Here is a 19,837-nt window from a genome sequence, read left to right as displayed (position 1 = left end):
AGAGCCCACTCCTCTCCATCTGCCGACCGGGTTAGCTGACGGGTTCGGGCTGGAGGAGCCCGGGCAGGCGACTGCCTTGACCCCAGGTGCGTGATTGGGTCCCCGGTTCCCGGGCGGGGCGCCCGGGATTAGGCGTACCGGTTGTGACGGCCGGTGTCAGGGATACTAGTGGTAAAGAAACCGTCGCTGCCACCAAAGCCGCAATCAATCGGAGATCAGGCCGTTATCGCCTCGCGAAGCATCCGGGCGGCCTCCTCGGGCAGCACGTCGTTGACGAACGCGCCCATGGCCGACTCCGATCCGGCCAGATACTTGAGCTTGTTGGGCGCCCGCCGGATCGTGAAAAGCTGCAGGTGAAGGTAGGCGAGGTCGCGCCGGTAGGTGACAGGAGCCTGGTGCCAGGCCGCGACGTACGGCATGACGACGCCGAACAGCCCGTCCAGGCGGCGCAGCACCTCGATGTAGAGCGGCGCGAACGCGGCTCGCTCCTCCGGCGACAGCGCCGGGATGTCGGGCACCTGGCGGTGCGGGTAGACGTGCACCTCGAACGGGTAGCGCGCGGCGGCGGGCACGAAGGCCGTCCAGTGCTCGTTGGCGGCCACCACCCGGGGGCCCTTCCGCTCGGCGGCCAGGACATCCGCGAACAGGTTGCCGCCCTGATGACGGGCGGCGGCGTTCAGCATCTGCCGGGTGCGCGGCGTGACGTACGGATAGGCGTAGATCTGCCCGTGCGGGTGCGGCAGCGTGATGCCGATCTCGGCGCCGCGGTTCTCGAAGCAGAAGACCTGCTCCACGCCGGGCAGCGAGGACAGCTCGGCCGTACGGTCGGCCCACGCCTCGACGACCAGCTCGGCCTGCTCGTCGCTCAGCGAGCTGAACGACGCGTTGTGGTCGGAGGTGAAGCAGACGACCTCGCAGCGCCCGATCCCCGGACGCACCTCGCTCAGCCCGCCCACCTGCTCGTACGAGCCCGTGTTGAAGCTGAACGACGGGAAGCGGTTCTCGAACACCGCCACCTCGTACGGCGAGGGGATCTCCGAGCCGGGATGACCCGGGCAGAGCGGGCACTCCTCCGCCGACGGCAGGTGTGTGCGTGTCTGGCGATGCCGGGCGACGGCCACCCACTCGTCCATCAGGGGGTCGTAGCGCAGCTCGGAGGCGAGCGGGCGCGGCGGCAGGTCCCTGGTGTCGATGGCGCTGTGGTCGGCGTCGTCGCGCCGGTCGAAGTAGATCAGCTCACGGCCGTCGGCGAGATGGGTGATGGTGCGCTTCACAGAGCGGTCTCCAGCTTCACGGTGCGATCTCCGGCTTTCACGGTGCGGTGTCCCGGGTCGGAGCGGGCTTACAAGGGGGTCGGTGCGGGTTTGCGAAAGGGGGACACGGCGGGCGCGCGGAGGCCGGGGGATGCACCGGGTTTACTACAGGCGTCGGAGGACGTGCGGCGGGCCGGCGTCACAGCGCGGTCTCCAGCTCGGTCTCCCCGGACGGATCGACGAGGAGGAGCTCGCCGGCGTGCTCCGACAGCGCGTCGCGTGCCTCCTCCGGCAGGCCGACGTCGCTCACGACCACGCCGGCCTCGTCGAGGGCGGCGATCGTGCTGAAGCCGATCGTCCCCCACTTGGTGTGGTCGGCCAGGACCACGAGCTGCTGGGCGGCCGCGATGAGGGCGCGGTCGGTCTCCGCCTCCAGCAGGTTGGGCGTGGTGTAACCGGCCCGGACGCTCATGCCGTGCACGCCCAGCATGAGCGTGTCGACGTTCAGGGAGCGGACGGCCGCCACGGCCACCGGGCCGACCAGCGCGTCGGAGGGCGTGCGCACGCCTCCCACCAGCACCACGGTCTGGTCGGGCCGTCCCGCGCGGTGGAAGACGTCGGCCACCTGCACCGAGTTGGTGATCACGGTCAGCTCGGGCACGTCCACCAGATGGTGGGCCAGTGTCCAGGTCGTGGTGCCGGCCGAGAGCGCTACGGAGCTGCCCGGCCGCACGAGCAGGGCGGCCCTGCGGGCGATGGCCTCCTTCTCGGCCTGCTGCCGCACCGACTTGGCCGCGAAGCCCGGCTCCTCCGTCGAGCCCGTGCCGGTGGCGGTCGCCCCGCCGTGCACCTTGACGATCAGGCCGCGTTCCGCGAGGACCTCCAGGTCGCGGCGGATCGTCATGTCCGAGACCCCGAGGTCGCGTACGAGCTGCGCGACGCGCACCCCGCCGGTCCTGCGTACCCTCTCAAGGATCGCCTGCTGCCGTTGCTGGGCCAGCATCCACCACTCCTCTACAGATTCAAACAAATTATGCCTCACGAACGTGGAGACATGTTGAGTTGGGGTACGCCTCTTGCCGCCCGTGGTCCCAGGGAGGACAGTGGGCGAAAGCCGTACTCGACGGAAGGCGGTCGTCATGGGCAGACGCGCACGCAAGTCGAAGGCACGCAAGAAGAAGAAGGCCAACCACGGCAAGCGGCCCACCGGCCGATAGGCACTCTTTAGGGGTTCCTGCCCCAGGCGGCGAGCAGGTGGGTCTGCTGGTCGGCGTCGGCCGGGACGCCCTGCTCGTCCCCGAACACTCCCGCCTCGCGGTAGTCCTCCCGTGCTTTCTCGAACCACTCCGAGCATGAGGCGACGAGCTGGGGGTCGAGCCGTCCCGGCCCGCCGATGGCACGTGCCAGATCCCAGGTGTGGATCAGCGCGTCCGCGAACAGCTCGGTGATGTACTCCTCGCCCAGCACGTCGCCGAAGGACAGGTGGGCCACGCTGGTCAGGGCGCCCTCGGCGTACACCGCCTGGACCGCTCCCTGCGCGGACGCCTCGAACGCCTTGACCGGGTCGTCGCCGAGCACGTCGCCCTCGAAGGCGTCCCCCACCTCGGCGACCGTACGGCCGGACAGCAACTCGGGGGCCCACAGGTTCTCGGCCACGACGTGGTTGACGAGCCCCCGGACGTCCCAGTCGACACAGGGGGTCGGCAGCTCCCACTGCCCGCGGCGGACGAGATGGAGACGGGCCCCGAAGCCATCCAGCGCCCTGCGGTACGCGTCACGGATGTCGATCATGTCCCCTCCTCGCCACGAACTCCCGATTCGAACGTAACTCTTCTCAACGATCAGTCATACACGCTCGACAGGGAGGGAACGCCCGGGTCAAGGGAGGTGCTGCTCCACCCAGACGATCTTTCCGTACGGAGTGGGCCGGGTGCCCCACCGGTACGCGAACCGCTTGATGAGCTGCAGACCGCGGCCGGTGTCCTCGTCGGGGGTGGCCGTGCGCGGGGCGGGAGCGGCGGGGGAGCCGTCGACGACCTCGACCACCAGCGTGCGGCCGCGCAGCAGACGCAGCTCGATCGGCGGCCAGCCGTGTTTGAGCGCGTTGGTGACCAGCTCGCTCACGATGAGCTGGGTGCTGTCCACCAGGCCGTTCAGCCCCCACCTCTGCAGGGTGCTGCGGACGAAGCGGCGGGCGTGCGACACGAACCGCGGGTCGGACGGCAGCGGGCAGGTCGCCACCTCGTCCGGGTCGAGGTCGCGCACCCGGGCCACCATCAGGGCGATGTCGTCACGTTCATGCCCCGACCGCTGGCTGCTGATGATCACGTCGCACATGTCCTCCAGGTCCTCGACCGGACCGGCGAGCAGACGGCGCAGCCCCATGATCCCGGCGTCGAGGTCCCGCTCCCGGCTCTCCACGAGGCCGTCGGTGTAGAGGGCGAGCACGCTCCCGGGCGGCAGGACCATCTCGCGCGACTCCAGCGGGTCGCTGCCGATGCCGAGAGGCAGGCCCGCGGGCAGGTCGATGATCTCGGTCGACCGGTCGGGGTGCAGGAGGATCGGCGGCACATGGCCGGCCCGGGCGAGCGCGCAGTTGCGTGTCACCGGGTCATAGACGGCGTAGATGCACGTCGCGATCTGGCTGGGGTCGAGGTCCTGGCTCATCAGGTTGAGCCGGAACAGCACCTCGTCGGGCGGCAGGTCGAGGCTCGCGAGCGTACGCGCGGCCGTGCGCAGCTGGCCCATCGTCGCCGCGGCCCTGGTGCCGTGGCCCATGACGTCGCCCACCACCAGGGCCGTACGGCACCCGGGCAGGGCGATGACGTCATACCAGTCACCCCCGACGCCCATCAGGTCGCTGGCCGGCAGATAACGGGTGGCGATGTCCATGCCGAGCGCCTGCGGCAGTTCGACGGGCAGCAGGCTGCTCTGCAGGGTCAGCGCGGTCCTGCGCTCCCTGGTGTAGAGCCGGGCGTTGTCGATGCACACGGCGGTGCGGGCGGCCAGGTCCTCGGCCACCACCACGTCCTGCTCCTCGAACGACCGCGTTCCCGGATGCCTGGTGAAGATCACGCAGCCGAGCACCCGCCCCCGCGCCCGCAGCGGCACCGCGAGGAACGACGAGTCGGTCAGGAGCGAGGCGACCGCCTCCTCCCGGTCCATGCTGGCGCCGATCAGCCGGGCGCTCTCCTTGTCGAGCGCCGGATACATGAGCGGTTTGCCGACGGCCATGCACTGGGCCTGCGGAAGGATCGCCGGATAGACCATCGACTCGCCCACGGGGAAGGTCTTCACCCAGGAGTCCGGATCCGCGCCCGCCACGGCCAGGGCGACCCTGCGTACGAGCGTGGTGCCGTCCACCGGCCGGGACGACAGCTCGCCGTCCGCCACGAGGCGGTCCTGCACCATCACCGCCGCCGCGTCGGCGAAGCGGGGGACGGCCATGTCGACGAGCTCCCGGCTCGTCTCGGACAGGTCGAGCGTGCTGCCGATCCGCCGGCTCGCCTCGTTCAGGAAGGCCAGCCGCTCGTGCGCGGACGCGGCGCTGCTGCGGCGCCACTGCGCCCGGTTGCCCGGGGCGGGGTCCTTGATGACGCAGTTCCGGTTCAACGAATTCTCCGGAGAGAGCGGATGGTGTCCCAGAATCGTATGGAGCTGATACCGCGCATTTCAGCCGTTTGACATGAGAGCTCCGGTCGGTATGACGGAGCGATGGCGCAGCCGTACCCGCCGGTCAAGGGACGAAACGGATATCAGTGAGCATGCGTCACATCAGACGGCGGGCAGGTGCGCGAGGGCCGCGTCGATCCGCTCCTGCGGGAGCGTGAAATCCTCCAGTCGCCCGGCGAGACGGCTCTCGTAGGCGGGCAGGTCGAAGTGGCCGTGCCCGCACAGGGACATCACGATGACCTTCTCCTCGCCCGACTCCGCGCACCGCAGCGCCTCCGCGATCGTCGCGGCCACCGCGTGGGAGGGCTCGGGCGCCGGCACGATCCCCTCGGCCCTGGCGAAGCGGATCCCCGCGTCGAAGCAGTCGGTCTGCGTGACGGCCACGGCCTCCACCAGGCCCAGCTCGTAAACGTGCGAGAGCAGCGGCGACATGCCGTGATAGCGCAGCCCGCCGGCGTGGATCGGGTCGGGCACGAACGTGTGCCCCAGCGTGTGCATCTTCATCAGCGGCGTGAACCCCGCCGTGTCGCCGAAGTCGTACGCGTAGGAGCCCCGGGTCAGGGACGGGCAGGCGGCGGGCTCGACGCCGCGCAGCACGGGGTTCATGCGCCCGGCGAGCTTCTCGCGCAGGAACGGGAAGGCCAGCCCGGCGAAGTTGGAGCCGCCGCCGGTGCAGCCGATCACCACGTCCGGGGTCTCGCCGAGGACGGCGAGCTGCTCCAGCGCCTCCTCGCCGATGACGGTCTGGTGCAGCAGGACGTGGTTGAGCACCGAGCCCAGGGCGTATCGCGTGTCGTCATGCTGACCGGCGACCTCGACCGCCTCGCTGATGGCGATGCCCAGCGACCCCGTGCAGTGGGGGTCCTCCGCCAGGATCCTGCTGCCCGCCGTGGTCACCGCCGACGGGCTGGCGTGCAGGGTCGCGCCGTAGATCTTCATCAGCGTGCGCCGGTAGGGCTTCTGGTCGTACGACGCCCGGACCATCCAGACCTCGCAGTCGAGGCCGTACTGGGCGCAGGCGAACGCCAGGGCGGAGCCCCACTGGCCCGCGCCGGTCTCGGTGGTCAGCCTCCGCACGCCCTCCCGCGCGTTGTAGTACGCCTGGGGGACCGCGGTGTTGGGCTTGTGCGAGCCCGACGGGCTGCCGCCCTCGTACTTGTAGTAGATCCGCGCCGGTGTGCCGAGGGCACGCTCAAGGCGCCGGGCGCGGATCAGGGGCGTCGGCCGCCAGAGGCGGTAGACGTCGAGGACGCCGTCGGGCACGGGAACGAACCGCTCACCCGACACCTCCTGCTCGATCAGCGCCGAGGGGAAGAGCGGGGCGAGATCGTCGGGGCCGACCGGCTGCAGCGTCGCGGGGTGGAGCACCGGCGGGGGCGGCGTGGGCAGGTCGGGGACGACGTTGTACCAGTTCCGCGGAATCCGCGACTCGTCGAGAAGGACCCTGGTCGGCTCGCCCATGACTCCCAGTCTCCGCGCCGCGGGCCCATCGGGAAAGGGCGTCTGCCGATGTGGCCGGACCCGGTCAAACGACCGCGTCAAACGACCGCGTCAGACTGGCCGCGTCAGACGGCCGCGTCAGACGGTTCCCCCCGAGCGCCAGTAGACGTTGGCCTCCCGGGTGAGGAACCCCTCGTCCACCAGATAACGGCGCAGCGCGGCGTAGTCGTCATGGAACGCGCGCAGCGCCACGTCGACCTCCTTCTCCGGATAGCGCACGCCGATCTCGAACACCTGGGCGATGTAGTCGAGCACCATCAGCCGCTTGGCCCTCTTCGCCGGGATCGAGACGAGCCGCCCGTCCACCAGGAACGCGTCCATCGGGTCCGCCGGCGCGGAGGGGATCGTGCGCAGCAGGTCGCGGAAGGTCTCCGGCCGTGCCCGCCAGCCGTCCTCGTCCCGTACGGCGAGGCCGCCCCGCTCCAGCCGGTCCAGGGCCTTGCCCACCACGTCGGGGTCGAGCCCGGTGACCTTGTCGAGCGGCTCACCGGGACGCAGGACCAGCCCGGCCAGGACGCGCAGTGTGTCGTCCTGCCCGAGGAGTCCGAGCACGCGGGAGATGTGCTTGTCGATCACCCGTCCACGGTATTGCCTTGATGAAGGCAGGAGGAAACCTGGAGGGCGACGTGACCGCTCAACTGGACCACACGATCGTGCACAGCAGCGACCGCTTCGCGTCCGCCCGGTTCCTGACCGGGCTGCTCGGCGAGCCCGAGCCCGGCGCGTACGGGCCGTTCGCCACGGTCCCGCTCGGCAACGGCGTGACGATCGACTACGCCGACTCGATCGTCGACCGGGACAGGATCGTCATGCAGCACCTGGCGTTCCTCGTCTCCGAGGACGAGTTCGACGGCATCTTCTCCCGCATCGTCGAGCGAGGCCTGCCCTACTGGGGTGGCCCCGAGCACCAGGAGCCGCAGCAGATCAACCACCGGCACCACGGCCGCGGGGTGTACGTGGACGACCCCGACGGCCACTCCATCGAGTTCCTCACCCACCCGTACGTCAAGGAGGAGTGACCTCTCGGCGTTCTGCGTACGGTCAGCGGTTCTGCGTCCGGCCCCGGTCGAAGACGGCCCGCCTGCGGGCGGCGAAGTCCTCGGGGCTGGTGATGGCGAGCCCGTCCCGGCCGGTCTCCAGTTCGGCCCGCAGGCCGTCGGCGCCGGTGCCGTCGCGCAGGAGGTCGTAGATCTCCCGGATCCTGCGCAGCGTCTCCGGCGTCGTCGTCGCGATGCTCTGCGCGAGCTCGACCGCCCGGGGCAGCAGCCGGTCGTGCGCGACGACCTCGTTCACCAGGCCGATGCGCAGTGCCAGGGGAGCGTCGACGAAGTCCCCCGTGAACGTCATCTGCCGCGCCCAGGACTGCCCGACGGCCTGGCTGAGCCTGGCCGTCATGCCCCAGGAGGGCACGATGCCGACGCGGGTGTGGGTGTCGGCGAACCGCGCCCGTTCGCTGGCGATCCTGAAGTCGCAGGCGAGCGCGAACTCCAGGCCGCCGGTCACCGCAACGCCGTTGACCGCGCCGATGACTGGCACCGGGAAGTTCCGCAGCGGGAGGATGGAGTCGGGGTGGCCGATCTTGACCCCCGCTTCCAGCTCGCCGAGGTCCAGTCCCGCGCAGAAGGCGGGGTCGGCCCCGGTGAGGACCATCGCGCGCAGGTCAGGCTCCTGCGCGAGCCGCCCGAGCGTGTCCTGGAACTCGTCGAGCAGCGCCTTGGAGATCGCGTTGTACTTGCGCGGACGGTTAAGCGTCACGACCGCGACGGCCTCGGATGGCCGGTCGACGAGGACGAGGTCGCCCATGGTGCTCCTCAATGTTCCGGGGGTACGGCGAGAACAGGTTATAGAAACGTGTGCGGCCCCCGGCCCGCCCCGGATGCCCAGGCTCTGGTTTCAGGACGTGGAGACGGCGACACGAGCGGTCGCCGCTCTCGGATTCGTCCCGGAGATCCACTCAGGATCGGCGAGGGGGTGAAGGTCCCGTTCAGCCGCCTTCCGGTCCGTACGGACAGCAGGCGGCGACCGGGGCAGGAGTTTCGCCGGCCGGGGGCAGAGGCGCGCCGAAGCGCGCCACGCAATACCAGACCTTCTTCAGCGCCTGCGCGTCGTAGCGCCCGCTGCGGGCGGCGTCTCCGATGATCCGCGGATCGAGCACGCCGCCGACCGCGATCTCCGCGCCGAGCGCCACGTACTCCTGGCCCCGGTAGTCAGGGTGGCGCCGCAGATGCTCGACGGTGAGGCGGAACCCGCGATGCCATTCCACCGGGCACGGCAACCGGCGGGCAGCGGCCTCCACAGAGGTCCCGCGATAGCTGGGATCGAGGACCAGGGCCTCCACGTCCCGGTCGAGCCTGACCGGCCCGTGCACCTGAGCCTCGATGTAGTCGTCCAGGAGGTCCGCGTCGCCGGCCTCGGCCGGCTCGATCAGCGCCATGCGGGACGCGACACCGAAAGCCGAGGGTTCGAAGAAGCTGTCCGGATAGCAGAACGTGGTCCGGTGAAGAGCCTCGGCCGCCGTACGAGCGGTCGGGGTGGAAGTTGAGGGTCACACGCAACCGGATATCGAGCGGGTCTCCCGACGACATGGCCTCGACATGGCGGAGGGCGCGCTCCTGTGGCGATATGGACGTGTCCGCGCTCACCCGCGCAGTTTGCCGGAACGCGATCCGCCGTCGCATCTCGAACAGCCGTCCGGCTCGGTGCCGGTTCCAGCCGTCCGGTCACCGCGCCCGGGCGGAATCGGTGTTCAAGGCGGCCCGTCGCCGGATGCGGCCTTCGACGTGTTCGAGCGATGGTCGGGGCGACAGGATTTGAACCTGCGACTTCTTGCTCCCAAAGCAAGCGCGCTACCAAGCTGCGCCACGCCCCGTCTCGTCGGGTACGCGTGCGGTCCGAGACTCCGGTACGCTTACGCCCTGACGACCGGATGAAGTCTAGACCAGATGGACACCGGGCGCGCGCGGACGTAGCTCAATGGTAGAGCCCCAGTCTTCCAAACTGGCTACGCGGGTTCGATTCCCGTCGTCCGCTCTCATCAAGAAAGGCCAGGTCACTCCGTACGGGGTGCCTGGCCTTCGACGTTTCCTTCCGTGCCTCACATGTCACTTCACCGCGCGCGTGGGAAAGTGACCTCGTGGTCGATCACCCCTCCGAATCCGTCAATCACTGGCTCGGGGTGTGGGAGGTGAACAGCCTCCACGCTTGTCGGGCCGAGCTCGGCGAAGGACGGCGAGCGTGGGCGGAGACGGCCATGTACGCGCTCGCCAGAGCCGAGGCCGCAGGACTGGACGCCATCGCCGCCAATGTGAGGCGCTTCAACCTGCGTGCATATCTGATCGACAGCCTCGGCTCCACGCGTTCACCCCTGCTGAACCCCGATGCCCTCGCCATCGACATCCTCGCGGCCCTCCCCGCTGAACTGGAGAACGCCGCGGAGTGGGCAGCCGACTGGCGACAGCGGCCTCACAAGCAGCTCTTGGCCCTCCGTCAATGCAAGAACCTCCTGGCGCCGGCCGAGATCATCCGTAGTCACCTGTCGGAGACGCCGACGGCAAGAACGCTCGACCAGTGGCTCGCGCTCCGCGCACAACTTCCCTAGCTGCCCGGCCAGGAGGAACTGATGAGGACGTGGAACAGCCTCCAGGTGACGCCCCGGAAGCTGAAGATCACCCGGTGGTGCGGGTCAGTCGCCGGTGCGGAAGAGGGCCCAGACTGCCTTGCCGCCCTCGTCGAGTGCGTCCCAGCCCCATGCCTGGCTGTAGGTCTCGACGATGTAGAGGCCGCGTCCGTGCTCGGAGACGAAGTCGGGTTGCGTGGGCGACGGCGCCTGGTCGCTGGGATCCGAGACGGCGAGCAACACGTGCGGGGCGATGCGCAGGAGCGTCAGTGTTATAGGGCAGGCGCTGGCTCGGTGCGCCGGATACAGCGCGTAACGGACCGCGTTCGTCACCAGTTCGCTCACGACCAGTGCCGCGTCGTCACTCAGTTCCGACAGGCCCCACTGGCGCAGGGTCGTACGGGTGACATCACGCGCGGTCTTGACCGAGTCTGCCTGTGGTGCCAGGGGGCACATCGCCGTATCGGACGCCCCTGCCGCCCTCCGGAACCAGCCGAATCCCACGTCACGGGTCAGCTGGCCGCCGGGTTTGGGCTCGTCCGACATGGTTGCCCGTACCTCCCGCTGGCCTAGGTCGAGGACTGGTGCACATTTTGGCCCAATATGCACCTAGACATGATGGATCAGTGCGTCCCGTCGCTGCAAGACCCAAATGCACGTGCAATTGTCATGTGCAGACGCACAAGCTGTCCGTGCTAACCGTCAGGGACACGTAGATCAGACCTTGTCATCGGAGCCCGAAGTGGTGACACTGTGTGGGCTGGGGGTGTCGTGCGGGTCGTCCCTTGGCGGCACACAGAGCCGAGGTGAGAGGGAGGCGCCGTGATACAGATCCAGGCTGGATCGGGTCCGACGGCCCTGCGCATCCTTCTCGGGTCCCAGCTCCGCAAGCTCCGTGAGAGCAAGGGCATCAGCCGCGACCAGGCCGGCCAGTGCATCAGGGCCTCCGAGTCGAAGATCAGCCGGATGGAGCTGGGCCGGGTCGGATTCAAGGAACGCGACGTTGCCGACCTTCTCGCCCTTTACGGGGTGGAGGACGAGGAGACGCGCGATGTCGTGATGAACCTGGTCGAGCGGGCCAACGAGCCCGGCTGGTGGCACCGGTTCAACGACCTGCTGCCGTCGTGGTTCCAGGCGTACGTCGGCCTGGAGGAGGCCGCCGAGCGCATCCGCACCTACGAGGTGCAGTTCGTTCCCGGTCTGCTGCAGACAAAGGAGTACGCGCGGGCCGTCATCATGGCCGGCGCGGTCGGAGCGGCGCCGGAGGAGATCGCCAGGCGGGTCGACCTGCGGCTGGAACGCCAGCGCATCCTCGACGGTGAGAACAGTCCCAAGTTCTGGGCCGTGATCGACGAGGCGGCGCTGCGCCGGCCGATCGGTGGTGTCGACGTGATGCGGGGTCAGATCCAGCACCTCATCGACCTGATGAACCAGCCGAACGTGACGATCCAGGTCATTCCGTTCAGCTATGGCGGACACGCCGCAGAGGGCGGTGCCTTCAGCATCCTCCGGTTCGCGGATCCCGACTTGCCCGACATCGTGTATGTCGAGCAGCTCGCCAGTGCGCTTTACCTGGACAAACGGGAAGAGGTCGACCGCTACAGCGAGGTCATGGAACGCCTCTGCGCGGTCAGCACCACCCCTACGGAGACGGTGGACCTGTTGCGGCAGATCATGGCAGACCTCTGATCAGTCGCTACCGGGGCTCATCTGCTCTAGACTGCCCTCGGCGTTGGACACCCGCCACAGTCGAGCATGCCCGGACAGGTCGCGTGCAGGCGAGACGGTGATCCTGCGCCTCTCACGTGGGCGCGGCGCGCGTTACTGTGCCGCGGTTGCCGTGCACGACGTGCCCGCGATCACCAGATGCTGGATCAAGGAGACCACCCCGTGAAGACCGCTGTCGAGGAGCTCAGCCCTACCCGGGTCAAGCTCACCGTCGAGGTGCCGTTCAAGGAGCTAGAGCCGAGCCTGCAGGCCGCGTACAAGAAGGTCGCGCAGCAGGTGCGCGTGCCCGGCTTCCGTCCTGGCAAGGTGCCGGCCCGGATCATCGAGCAGCGCTTCGGCCGCGCGGTGGTTCTCGAGGAGACCCTGAACGACGCCCTGCCCAAGCTGTACGGCCAGGCCGTTGACGAGACCGAGGTCTTCCCGGTCAGCCAGCCCGAGATCGAGGTCACCAAGATCGAGGACGGCGAGCAGGTCGAGTTCACCGCCGAGGTGGACATCCGCCCCGCCTTCGATGTCCCGGACTACCAGGGCACCGAGGTCGTGGTCGACCCCGCCGAGGTGACCGACGAGGACATCACCACCCAGCTCGAGGCCCTGCGCCAGCGCTTCGCGACGCTGACCGGCGTCGAGCGCCCGGCCCAGAACGGCGACTACGTCGTCATGGACCTGCGTGCCGAGATCGACGGCCGCAACCTCGACGAGCAGCAGGCCGCCGACGTGTCGTACGAGGTCGGCGCGGGCTCGGTCCTGGAGGGCCTGGACGACGCCCTGCAGGGCATGGCCGCCGGCGACGAGAAGACCTTCCGCACCACGCTCGTCGGTGGTGAGAACGCCGGCGAGGAGGCCGACGTGATCATCAACGTCAAGTCGGTCAAGGAGAAGGTGCTGCCCGAGCTGGACGACGAGTTCGCGCAGCTCGCCAGCGAGTTCGACACGCTCGACGAGCTCAAGGACAGCATCCGCCAGCAGGTTCGCCGCAACAAGCTGGTGGAGCAGGTCGTGCAGAGCCGCGAGAAGGCGCTCGACGCGCTGCTCGAGAAGATCGACATCCCGCTGCCCGAGAGCGCGCTCCAGGCGGAGATCGACGCGCGCAAGCACAACCTCGAGCACCAGGTCGCCGAGAGCGGCCTGAGCCGCGAGGCGTACCTGCGCCTCCAGCAGACCACCGAGGAGGAGCTGTTCGCTGAGTACGAGGCGACCTCGGCCAAGGCGCTGAAGTCGGGCTTCGTCCTCGACAAGATCGTCAAGGCCGAGGAGATCGGCGTCAGCGAGCAGGAGCTGACCGACTTCGTGGTGCGTCGCGCCATGCAGATGGGCGTCGCGCCGAACACGCTGGCCCAGCACCTCGCCGACAACAACCAGCTCCCGCTGGCGATGATGGAGATCGTGCGCGAGAAGGCCAAGACCCTCATCGGTGACGCGGCCAAGGTGACCGACACGGCCGGCAACGAGGTGGACATCAAGGCCATCTACGCCGAGCTCAACCCTGAGCAGGAGGCCGTGGGCGTCGAGGAGGCGGGCGCCGGGGAGCCCTCCGACGAGGCCAAGGAAAGCTGATTCACCCAGGCTCTCGCCTGACTTCTGCCACCGATCGGCCGGGAGGCCGATCGGTGTCGCGGTAACGGTGAAACCCCTGGCGCACTCGGGTGCGCCGGGGGTTTCCGGTTATATTCGGGCAAATCCCTGCAAATATGTTTCTTACCGCGTGTCGGGGAGCAAATCGTACGGCCGGGATCTGTATGCCCCGGCCCGTGCCGTTAGGGCGGGGAACACGGGCGATGTGGCGCGGGGGCCTCGTCCCGGGCGGGACATGCGCCGTCAGCGAACAGTACGGCGCACGGGCATGACCTGTCTGCGTCGCGCGTTAAGGTCACAAGCAAAGCCAATCGATTACGACGCATCGGAAGGTGACGCTGTGACCAGCCCGCCGACCTTCTTCCCGACCGGTGGTTCCGGCTTCGAGGCCCGGAGCCCGGAGGGTGGCCCCTCCCGCCTCGAGGACCAGCTCTACCAGCGCCTGCTGCGCGAGCGGATCGTGGTGCTCGGCACCCAGGTCAACGACGAGGTGGCCAACCGGCTGGCCGCTGAGCTCCTGCTCCTCGCCGCCGATGACCCCGAGCGCGACATCTGGATGTACATCAACTCCCCCGGTGGCTCGGTGACCGCCGGCATGGCGATTTACGACATGATGGAGTACGTGCCGAACGACGTGTGCACGGTCGCCATGGGACTGGCCGCCTCCATGGGGCAGTTCCTGCTGTGCGCCGGCGCCCGTGGCAAGCGATACGCGCTTCCGCACGCCCGGATCATGATGCACCAGCCGTCGGGCGGCATCGGCGGCACCGCGGCCGACATCGCGATCCAGGCCGAGCAGATGCTCTATGTGAAGAAGACTCTCGCGGAGCGGATCGCCTTCCACACCGGCCAGCCGCTCGAGCAGATCGAGCGCGACTCCGACCGGGACCGCTGGTTCACGGCCGAGGAGGCCAAGGACTACGGCTTCATCGACCACGTGGTGCGCAGCGCCCGCCAGGTGCCCTCCGAGGGCGCCGTCTCGTGACTGGAGCTTCCCAGATGAGTGAGCTGATCCGGCCGGGTGACATCAACGGCCGCTACGTCCTTCCCTCCTTCGTCGAGCGCACGTCGTACGGCGTCAAGGAGATGAACCCCTACAACAAGCTGTTCGAGGACCGCATCATCTTCCTCGGCGTCCAGATCGACGACGCTTCGGCGAACGACGTGATGGCGCAGCTGCTGACGCTGGAGTCGCTCGACCCGGATCGCGACATCAGCATGTACATCAACTCGCCGGGTGGCTCGTTCACCGCGATGACCGCGATCTACGACACCATGCAGTTCGTCCGGCCCGAGATCCAGACGGTCTGCCTTGGGCAGGCGGCCTCGGCCGCCGCGGTCCTGCTGGCCGGCGGCACCCCGGGCAAGCGGTTCGCCCTGCCCAACGCCCGCGTTCTGATCCACCAGCCCTACACCGAGGGCGGCGGCCAGGGCAGCGACATCGAGATCCAGGCTCGTGAGATCCTGCGGATGCGGTCGCTGCTCGAGGAGATCGTGGCCAAGCACTCGGGCAAGTCGGCCGACGAGGTCCGCAAGGACATCGAGCGTGACAAGATCCTCAGCGCCGAGGAGGCGAAGGCGTACGGGCTGGTGGACGACATCATCCCGTCGCGGAAGAAGCGCGCGGCGGCGGTCGCCGCTTCCTGAGGGAGTTGCCGCACCGGAACGGTGCCCATTTGGGCACGTTCCGGTGCGACTCACCGCTAGGGGGCTCACTGAGGGCCCGAGAGACGGTAACGTCGAAACCTGAGCGGGATGACGTTTTCGCACCGGATCGCGATCGTCGGATCATGACTCAGAACCATGAGCCGGATCGCGAGCAGGGTGCGGACGGAAGCGACCGCGGCGGCAGGGGCGGTCCCACGCAAAGGAGTATCTGGGGTGGCACGCATCGGCGACGGGGGAGACCTGCTGAAGTGCTCGTTCTGCGGCAAGAGCCAGAAGCAGGTCAAGAAGCTCATCGCCGGACCAGGCGTCTACATCTGCGATGAGTGCATCGATCTCTGCAACGAGATCATCGAGGAGGAGCTCTCCGAATCCTCCGAGCTCAAGTGGGACAACCTGCCCAAGCCGCGCGAGATCTACGAGTTCCTCGACGCGTACGTCATCGGGCAGGACAAGGCGAAGAAGGCGCTGTCGGTAGCGGTCTACAACCACTACAAGCGCGTCCAGTCCGGGGAGCGCGGCCGAGACGACGGCCTGGAGCTGGCCAAGTCCAACATCCTGCTGCTCGGCCCCACCGGGTCGGGAAAGACCCTGCTCGCGCAGACCCTCGCCAAGATGCTCAACGTGCCGTTCGCCATCGCGGACGCCACCGCCTTGACCGAGGCCGGCTACGTCGGCGAGGACGTGGAGAACATCCTCCTCAAGCTGATCCAGGCCGCCGACTACGACGTCAAGAAGGCCGAGACCGGCATCATCTACATCGACGAGGTCGACAAGATCGCCCGTAAGAGCGAGAACCCGTCGATCACGCGGGACGTGTCGGGCGAGGGCGTGCAGCAGGCCCTGCTGAAGATCCTGGAGGGGACCACGGCGAGCGTGCCCCCGCAGGGCGGGCGCAAGCACCCCCACCAGGAGTTCATCCAGATCGACACCACGAACGTGCTGTTCATCTGCGGCGGCGCCTTCGCCGGCCTCGAGAAGATCATCGAGTCGAGGGTCGGCAGGAAGGGCATCGGCTTCAACGCGATCATCCACTCGAAGGAGGAGATGGACTCCTCCGACATCTTCTCGGACGTCATGCCGGAAGATCTCCTGAAGTTCGGCATGATCCCCGAGTTCGTCGGCCGTCTCCCTGTGATCACGTCGGTGCACAACCTCGACAGGGACGCGCTGATCCAGATCCTCACGGAGCCGCGCAACGCGCTCGTCAAGCAGTATCGCCGCCTGCTCGAACTCGACAACGTCGAGCTGGAGTTCTCCGACGACGCCCTTGAGGCCATCGCCGACCAGGCCATTCTGCGCGGCACCGGCGCCCGCGGGCTGCGCGCCATCATGGAGGAAGTCCTCCAGTCCGTGATGTACGAGGTGCCCTCCCGCCAGGACGTGGCGCGCGTCGTCATCACCCGCGAGGCCGTGCTGGAGCACGTGAATCCGACCCTGGTGCCCCGCGACCAGCTGCAGGCCAAGCAGCAGCGGACCCCCAGGGAGAAGTCCGCCTGAAACGGGCCTTCGCCGCGGCGTTGTCCACAGGGCGTGCGGCGACGGCTCGGACGGCTTCCGGACATCCCTAGAATTGGGCAGCGTGACTACGTCTGAGCTGCCCACCCAGTACGCGCCCGTCGATGTCGAGACCCGGAGCTACGAGCGCTGGGTATCGGCGGGCTACTTCACAGCGGACCCGGGCAGCGGGCGCGAGCCGTACAGCATCGTGCTTCCCCCGCCCAACGTGACCGGGTCGCTCCACGTGGGCCACGCCCTCGACCACTCGATCCAGGACGCGCTCACCCGGCGAGCCCGCATGCGGGGCATGGAAACGCTGTGGCTCCCCGGAATGGACCACGCCGGCATCGCCACGCAGAACGTCGTGGAGCGCGAGATCGCCAAGGACGGCCTGTCGCGCCACGACTTCGGCCGCGAGGCGTTCGTCGAGCGCGTCTGGCAGTGGAAGGAGGAGTCGGGCGGCCGGATCCTCGGTCAGATGAAGAAGCTCGGCGACGGCGTTGACTGGTCGCGTGAGCGCTTCACGATGGACGAGGGGCTCTCCCGGGCCGTCCAGACGATCTTCAAGAAGCTGTTCGACGACGGGCTCATCTATCGCGCCGAGCGGATCATCAACTGGTGCCCCCGCTGCCTGACGGCCCTGTCCGACATCGAGGTCGAGCACAGCGACGACGACGGCGAGCTCGTCTCCATCCGCTACGGCTCGGGTGACGAGGAGATCGTCGTCGCCACGACCCGCGCCGAGACCATGCTGGGCGACACCGCTGTCGCCGTCCACCCCGCCGACGAGCGCTACGCGCACCTTGTCGGCAAGTACGTCGAGGTCCCGCTCACCGGCCGGCGCATCCCGATCGTCGCGGACGCGCACGTGGACCCGTCCTTCGGCACCGGCGCGGTCAAGGTCACCCCCGCGCACGACCCGAACGACTTCGAGATCGGGCGCCGCCACTCGCTGGAGTCGCTCGTCATCATGGACGAGCGCGGAATCATCACCGCCCACGGGCCCTTCGAGGGGCTCGACCGGTTCGAGGCGCGGCCCGCCGTGGTCGCCGCGCTGCGCGAGCAGGGCCGCATCGTCGCCGAGAAGCGGCCCTACGTGCACTCCGTCGGACACTGCTCCCGCTGCAAGACCGTGGTGGAGCCGCGGCTGTCGCTGCAGTGGTTCGTCAACGTCACCCCGCTGGCGAAGGCCGCGGGCGACGCGGTGCGTGACGGCCGCACCCGCATCCACCCGCCGGAGCTGGCCAAGCGCTACTTCGACTGGGTCGACGACATGCACGACTGGTGCATCTCGCGCCAGCTGTGGTGGGGACACAGGATCCCCGTCTGGTACGGCCCGGACGGCGACATGGTCTGCGTGGGGCCGGACGAGGAGCCGCCGGCCGGTTACGAGCAGGACCAGGACGTCCTCGACACCTGGTTCTCCTCCGGTCTGTGGCCGTTCTCCACGCTGGGCTGGCCCGACGCCACACCCGATCTGGCCCGCTTCTATCCGACGACCGTGCTCGTCACCGGCTACGACATCCTGTTCTTCTGGGTCGCCCGGATGATGATGTTCGGGTTGTACGCGATGGACGGCCAGCCGCCGTTCCGCACCGTGGCCCTGCACGGCATGGTGCGCGACCAGTTCGGCAAGAAGATGTCGAAGTCGTTCGGCAACGTCGTCGACCCGCTCGACTGGATCGAGCGGTACGGCGCGGACGCCACGCGCTTCACGCTCCTGCGCGGTGCCAACCCCGGCTCAGACGTGGCGATCAGCGAGGACTGGGCGGCCGGATCCCGCAACTTCTGCAACAAGATCTGGAACGCCACCCGCTTCGCGCTGATGAACGGCGCCGTCTCCGACGGTCTGCCCGAAGAGCTCACCTCGGCCGACCGGTGGATCCTGTCGCGCCTGCAGGAGGTCGTCACCAGCGTCGACGCGGCCTTCGAGGAGTTCGAGTTCGCCAAGGCGTCCGACGCGCTCTACCACTTCGCCTGGGACGAGGTCTTCGACTGGTATGTCGAGCTGGCCAAGGTCCAGTTCGCCGAGGGCGGCGTGGTGGCCGAGAACACCAAGCGGGTTCTGGGGCATGTCCTCGACGCGCTGCTACGGCTGCTCCACCCGCTCGTGCCGTTCGTCACGGAGGAGTTGTGGCGGGCTCTGACCGGTGGGGAGTCGATCGTGGTCGCTCCCTGGCCTACGGCGTCGCCCGAGCTGATCGATCCCGCGGCCGAGCAGGAGATCTCCTCGCTGCAGAATCTCGTGACGGAGGTGCGCAGGTTCCGTTCGGACCAGGGCCTCAAGCCCGGCCAGCGGGTCGCCGCGCGGCTGTCCCTGTCCGGTACGGCTCTCGCCGCCCATGAGGGGGCGATCCGCGTCCTGCTGCGTCTGGACGAGCCGACGGACACCTTCAGCCCGACAGCCCGGCTCACGGTCGGCACGGTGCTCGTGGAGATCGACACGGCCGGAGCCATCGACGTCGCCGCCGAGCGGAAACGGCTGGAGAAGGACCTGGCCGCGGCACGCAAGGAGCAGGCCCAGGTGACGGCGAAGCTCGGCAACGAGCAGTTCATGGCCAAGGCGCCGGAGGACGTCGTGGCGAAGGTGCGCCGGCGGGCCGAGCAGGCCGCCGAGGACATCTCCCGTCTCGAAGCCCAGCTCGCCGCCCTGCCGGCTTAGGCCGTCTTCCTGTGCGCCCTCGTCGTGGACGAGGGCGCACAGGCGTCTCAAGCTTTGTGACGACTGAGGTTTGAAGACCCTGGAGACAGGGCAGGACCACAAAGTTGCCCAAGTTGTGCACAGCACCTCCGCGTGGGTGCTAGTCTTTCTGCACGCGCTGAGGACCGGCGAGCCTGAGTCCCCCTCGGGGGATCGGCTGTTAGGATCTCAGCGACTCCCTCTTATCGAACCCGATCTCGGGATGATTCGTCGCGATTCGACGGACATTCGGGGATCAGGTAAGTTAGAGGGGTTGCCCCGGAAACGGGGGGTCGGAATTCCTGTCGGTCGGCGGGTTTCGGGTCAAATGAAGTCCCGGTGGGGCGGATTTGACACGAAAGAGCCGGTCGGGAAGAATTAAGACCAGCAAGACAAAAGAAAAACAAACGGTGAAACGCCCCGGAGCGTGGGACCTTTCAGGGTTTCGGGTGATGGTGGTCGCGTCCGTTTCTTGAGAACTCAACAGTGTGCTAAAAGCCAGTGCATGAATCATGCATGACCCCGTCTACCGGTGGTTTTCATCGGTGGCGGATTCCTTTGACGGCACCTTTCCTTAGCCGGGGGGTGCCGGCCAGAGTGATCTCTTTTCAAGCATTGTTTGGAGAGTTTGATCCTGGCTCAGGACGA

The 19,837-nt window shown here is 68.3% G+C and carries 17 protein-coding genes, 2 tRNA genes and 1 riboswitch; of the genes, 9 read left to right on the top strand and 10 right to left on the bottom strand.

The window, feature by feature from the left end:
* Positions 1-6 precede the first annotated feature (6 nt).
* A riboswitch (cyclic di-AMP (ydaO/yuaA leader) is annotated at positions 7-145 on the bottom strand.
* Between the two features lie 70 nt (positions 146-215).
* The 6 genes from galT to FLV34_RS18290 all read right to left on the bottom strand — a co-directional run bounded on the left by galT (position 216) and on the right by FLV34_RS18290 (position 7,001).
* On the bottom strand, positions 216-1,274 hold the full coding sequence (gene galT, locus FLV34_RS18315) for a galactose-1-phosphate uridylyltransferase (protein ID WP_147943653.1): 1,059 nt from the start codon (positions 1,272-1,274) through the stop codon (positions 216-218).
* Between the two features lie 178 nt (positions 1,275-1,452).
* A complete protein-coding gene (locus tag FLV34_RS18310; RefSeq protein WP_142650159.1) occupies positions 1,453-2,256 on the bottom strand; it encodes a DeoR/GlpR family DNA-binding transcription regulator in 804 nt (267 codons plus the stop codon).
* 221 nt (positions 2,257-2,477) lie between these two features.
* The gene (locus FLV34_RS18305; protein WP_147943652.1) at positions 2,478-3,044 is read right to left on the bottom strand and encodes a TIGR03086 family metal-binding protein; all 567 of its coding nucleotides are present in this window, start codon (positions 3,042-3,044) and stop codon (positions 2,478-2,480) included.
* Between the two features lie 87 nt (positions 3,045-3,131).
* On the bottom strand, positions 3,132-4,865 hold the full coding sequence (locus FLV34_RS18300; RefSeq protein ID WP_147943651.1) for a SpoIIE family protein phosphatase: 1,734 nt from the start codon (positions 4,863-4,865) through the stop codon (positions 3,132-3,134).
* 162 nt (positions 4,866-5,027) lie between these two features.
* Positions 5,028-6,386, bottom strand: a complete 1,359-nt coding sequence (locus FLV34_RS18295) for a TrpB-like pyridoxal phosphate-dependent enzyme (protein ID WP_147943650.1) — start codon at positions 6,384-6,386, stop codon at positions 5,028-5,030.
* A gap of 117 nt (positions 6,387-6,503) precedes the next feature.
* The gene (locus FLV34_RS18290; protein WP_142650163.1) at positions 6,504-7,001 is read right to left on the bottom strand and encodes a DUF2087 domain-containing protein; all 498 of its coding nucleotides are present in this window, start codon (positions 6,999-7,001) and stop codon (positions 6,504-6,506) included.
* Positions 7,002-7,051: 50 nt separating this feature from the next.
* On the opposite strand from FLV34_RS18290, the gene FLV34_RS18285 reads away from it, so the two are divergent.
* On the top strand, positions 7,052-7,444 hold the full coding sequence (locus FLV34_RS18285; RefSeq protein ID WP_147943649.1) for a VOC family protein: 393 nt from the start codon (positions 7,052-7,054) through the stop codon (positions 7,442-7,444).
* A gap of 22 nt (positions 7,445-7,466) precedes the next feature.
* Here the strand turns inward: FLV34_RS18285 and FLV34_RS18280 are convergent, their stop codons facing one another.
* The 3 genes from FLV34_RS18280 to FLV34_RS18270 all read right to left on the bottom strand — a co-directional run bounded on the left by FLV34_RS18280 (position 7,467) and on the right by FLV34_RS18270 (position 9,294).
* The gene (locus tag FLV34_RS18280; protein ID WP_147943648.1) at positions 7,467-8,228 is read right to left on the bottom strand and encodes an enoyl-CoA hydratase; all 762 of its coding nucleotides are present in this window, start codon (positions 8,226-8,228) and stop codon (positions 7,467-7,469) included.
* A 181-nt stretch (positions 8,229-8,409) separates the two neighbouring features.
* Positions 8,410-8,859, bottom strand: a complete 450-nt coding sequence (locus FLV34_RS41660; RefSeq protein WP_222709552.1) for a DUF3626 domain-containing protein — start codon at positions 8,857-8,859, stop codon at positions 8,410-8,412.
* Positions 8,860-9,217: 358 nt separating this feature from the next.
* A tRNA-Pro gene (locus tag FLV34_RS18270) sits at positions 9,218-9,294 on the bottom strand.
* A gap of 90 nt (positions 9,295-9,384) precedes the next feature.
* On the opposite strand from FLV34_RS18270, the gene FLV34_RS18265 reads away from it, so the two are divergent.
* A tRNA-Gly gene (locus tag FLV34_RS18265) sits at positions 9,385-9,455 on the top strand.
* A gap of 103 nt (positions 9,456-9,558) precedes the next feature.
* Complete coding sequence (locus FLV34_RS18260; RefSeq protein WP_142650166.1) at positions 9,559-10,023, top strand: hypothetical protein; 465 nt, start codon at positions 9,559-9,561, stop codon at positions 10,021-10,023.
* 84 nt (positions 10,024-10,107) lie between these two features.
* Here the strand turns inward: FLV34_RS18260 and FLV34_RS18255 are convergent, their stop codons facing one another.
* Positions 10,108-10,587: an ATP-binding protein gene (locus FLV34_RS18255; RefSeq protein WP_142650167.1), complete on the bottom strand. Its 480-nt coding sequence runs from the start codon at positions 10,585-10,587 to the stop codon at positions 10,108-10,110.
* Between the two features lie 276 nt (positions 10,588-10,863).
* Between FLV34_RS18255 and FLV34_RS18250 the strand changes: the two genes are divergently transcribed.
* The 6 genes from FLV34_RS18250 to FLV34_RS18225 all read left to right on the top strand — a co-directional run bounded on the left by FLV34_RS18250 (position 10,864) and on the right by FLV34_RS18225 (position 19,171).
* On the top strand, positions 10,864-11,730 hold the full coding sequence (locus tag FLV34_RS18250; protein WP_142650168.1) for a helix-turn-helix transcriptional regulator: 867 nt from the start codon (positions 10,864-10,866) through the stop codon (positions 11,728-11,730).
* A 201-nt stretch (positions 11,731-11,931) separates the two neighbouring features.
* Positions 11,932-13,326, top strand: a complete 1,395-nt coding sequence (tig, locus tag FLV34_RS18245; RefSeq protein ID WP_142650169.1) for a trigger factor — start codon at positions 11,932-11,934, stop codon at positions 13,324-13,326.
* 358 nt (positions 13,327-13,684) lie between these two features.
* Positions 13,685-14,329, top strand: a complete 645-nt coding sequence (locus tag FLV34_RS18240; RefSeq protein WP_260617414.1) for a ClpP family protease — start codon at positions 13,685-13,687, stop codon at positions 14,327-14,329.
* Between the two features lie 14 nt (positions 14,330-14,343).
* Positions 14,344-14,991 (top strand): ATP-dependent Clp protease proteolytic subunit, encoded by a 648-nt coding sequence (locus tag FLV34_RS18235; protein WP_079317758.1) that lies wholly within the window; start codon positions 14,344-14,346, stop codon positions 14,989-14,991.
* A gap of 234 nt (positions 14,992-15,225) precedes the next feature.
* Entirely contained in the window at positions 15,226-16,509 is a 1,284-nt protein-coding gene (gene clpX / locus FLV34_RS18230) for an ATP-dependent Clp protease ATP-binding subunit ClpX (RefSeq protein ID WP_079317756.1), read from the top strand.
* An 82-nt stretch (positions 16,510-16,591) separates the two neighbouring features.
* Entirely contained in the window at positions 16,592-19,171 is a 2,580-nt protein-coding gene (locus tag FLV34_RS18225) for a valine--tRNA ligase (RefSeq protein WP_315985202.1), read from the top strand.
* Positions 19,172-19,837 lie beyond the last annotated feature (666 nt).

This window comes from Microbispora sp. CSR-4, from assembly GCF_008033685.1.
Classification (GTDB): Bacteria; Actinomycetota; Actinomycetes; order Streptosporangiales; family Streptosporangiaceae; genus Microbispora.
This window is presented reverse-complemented; position numbering and strand designations above follow the sequence as displayed.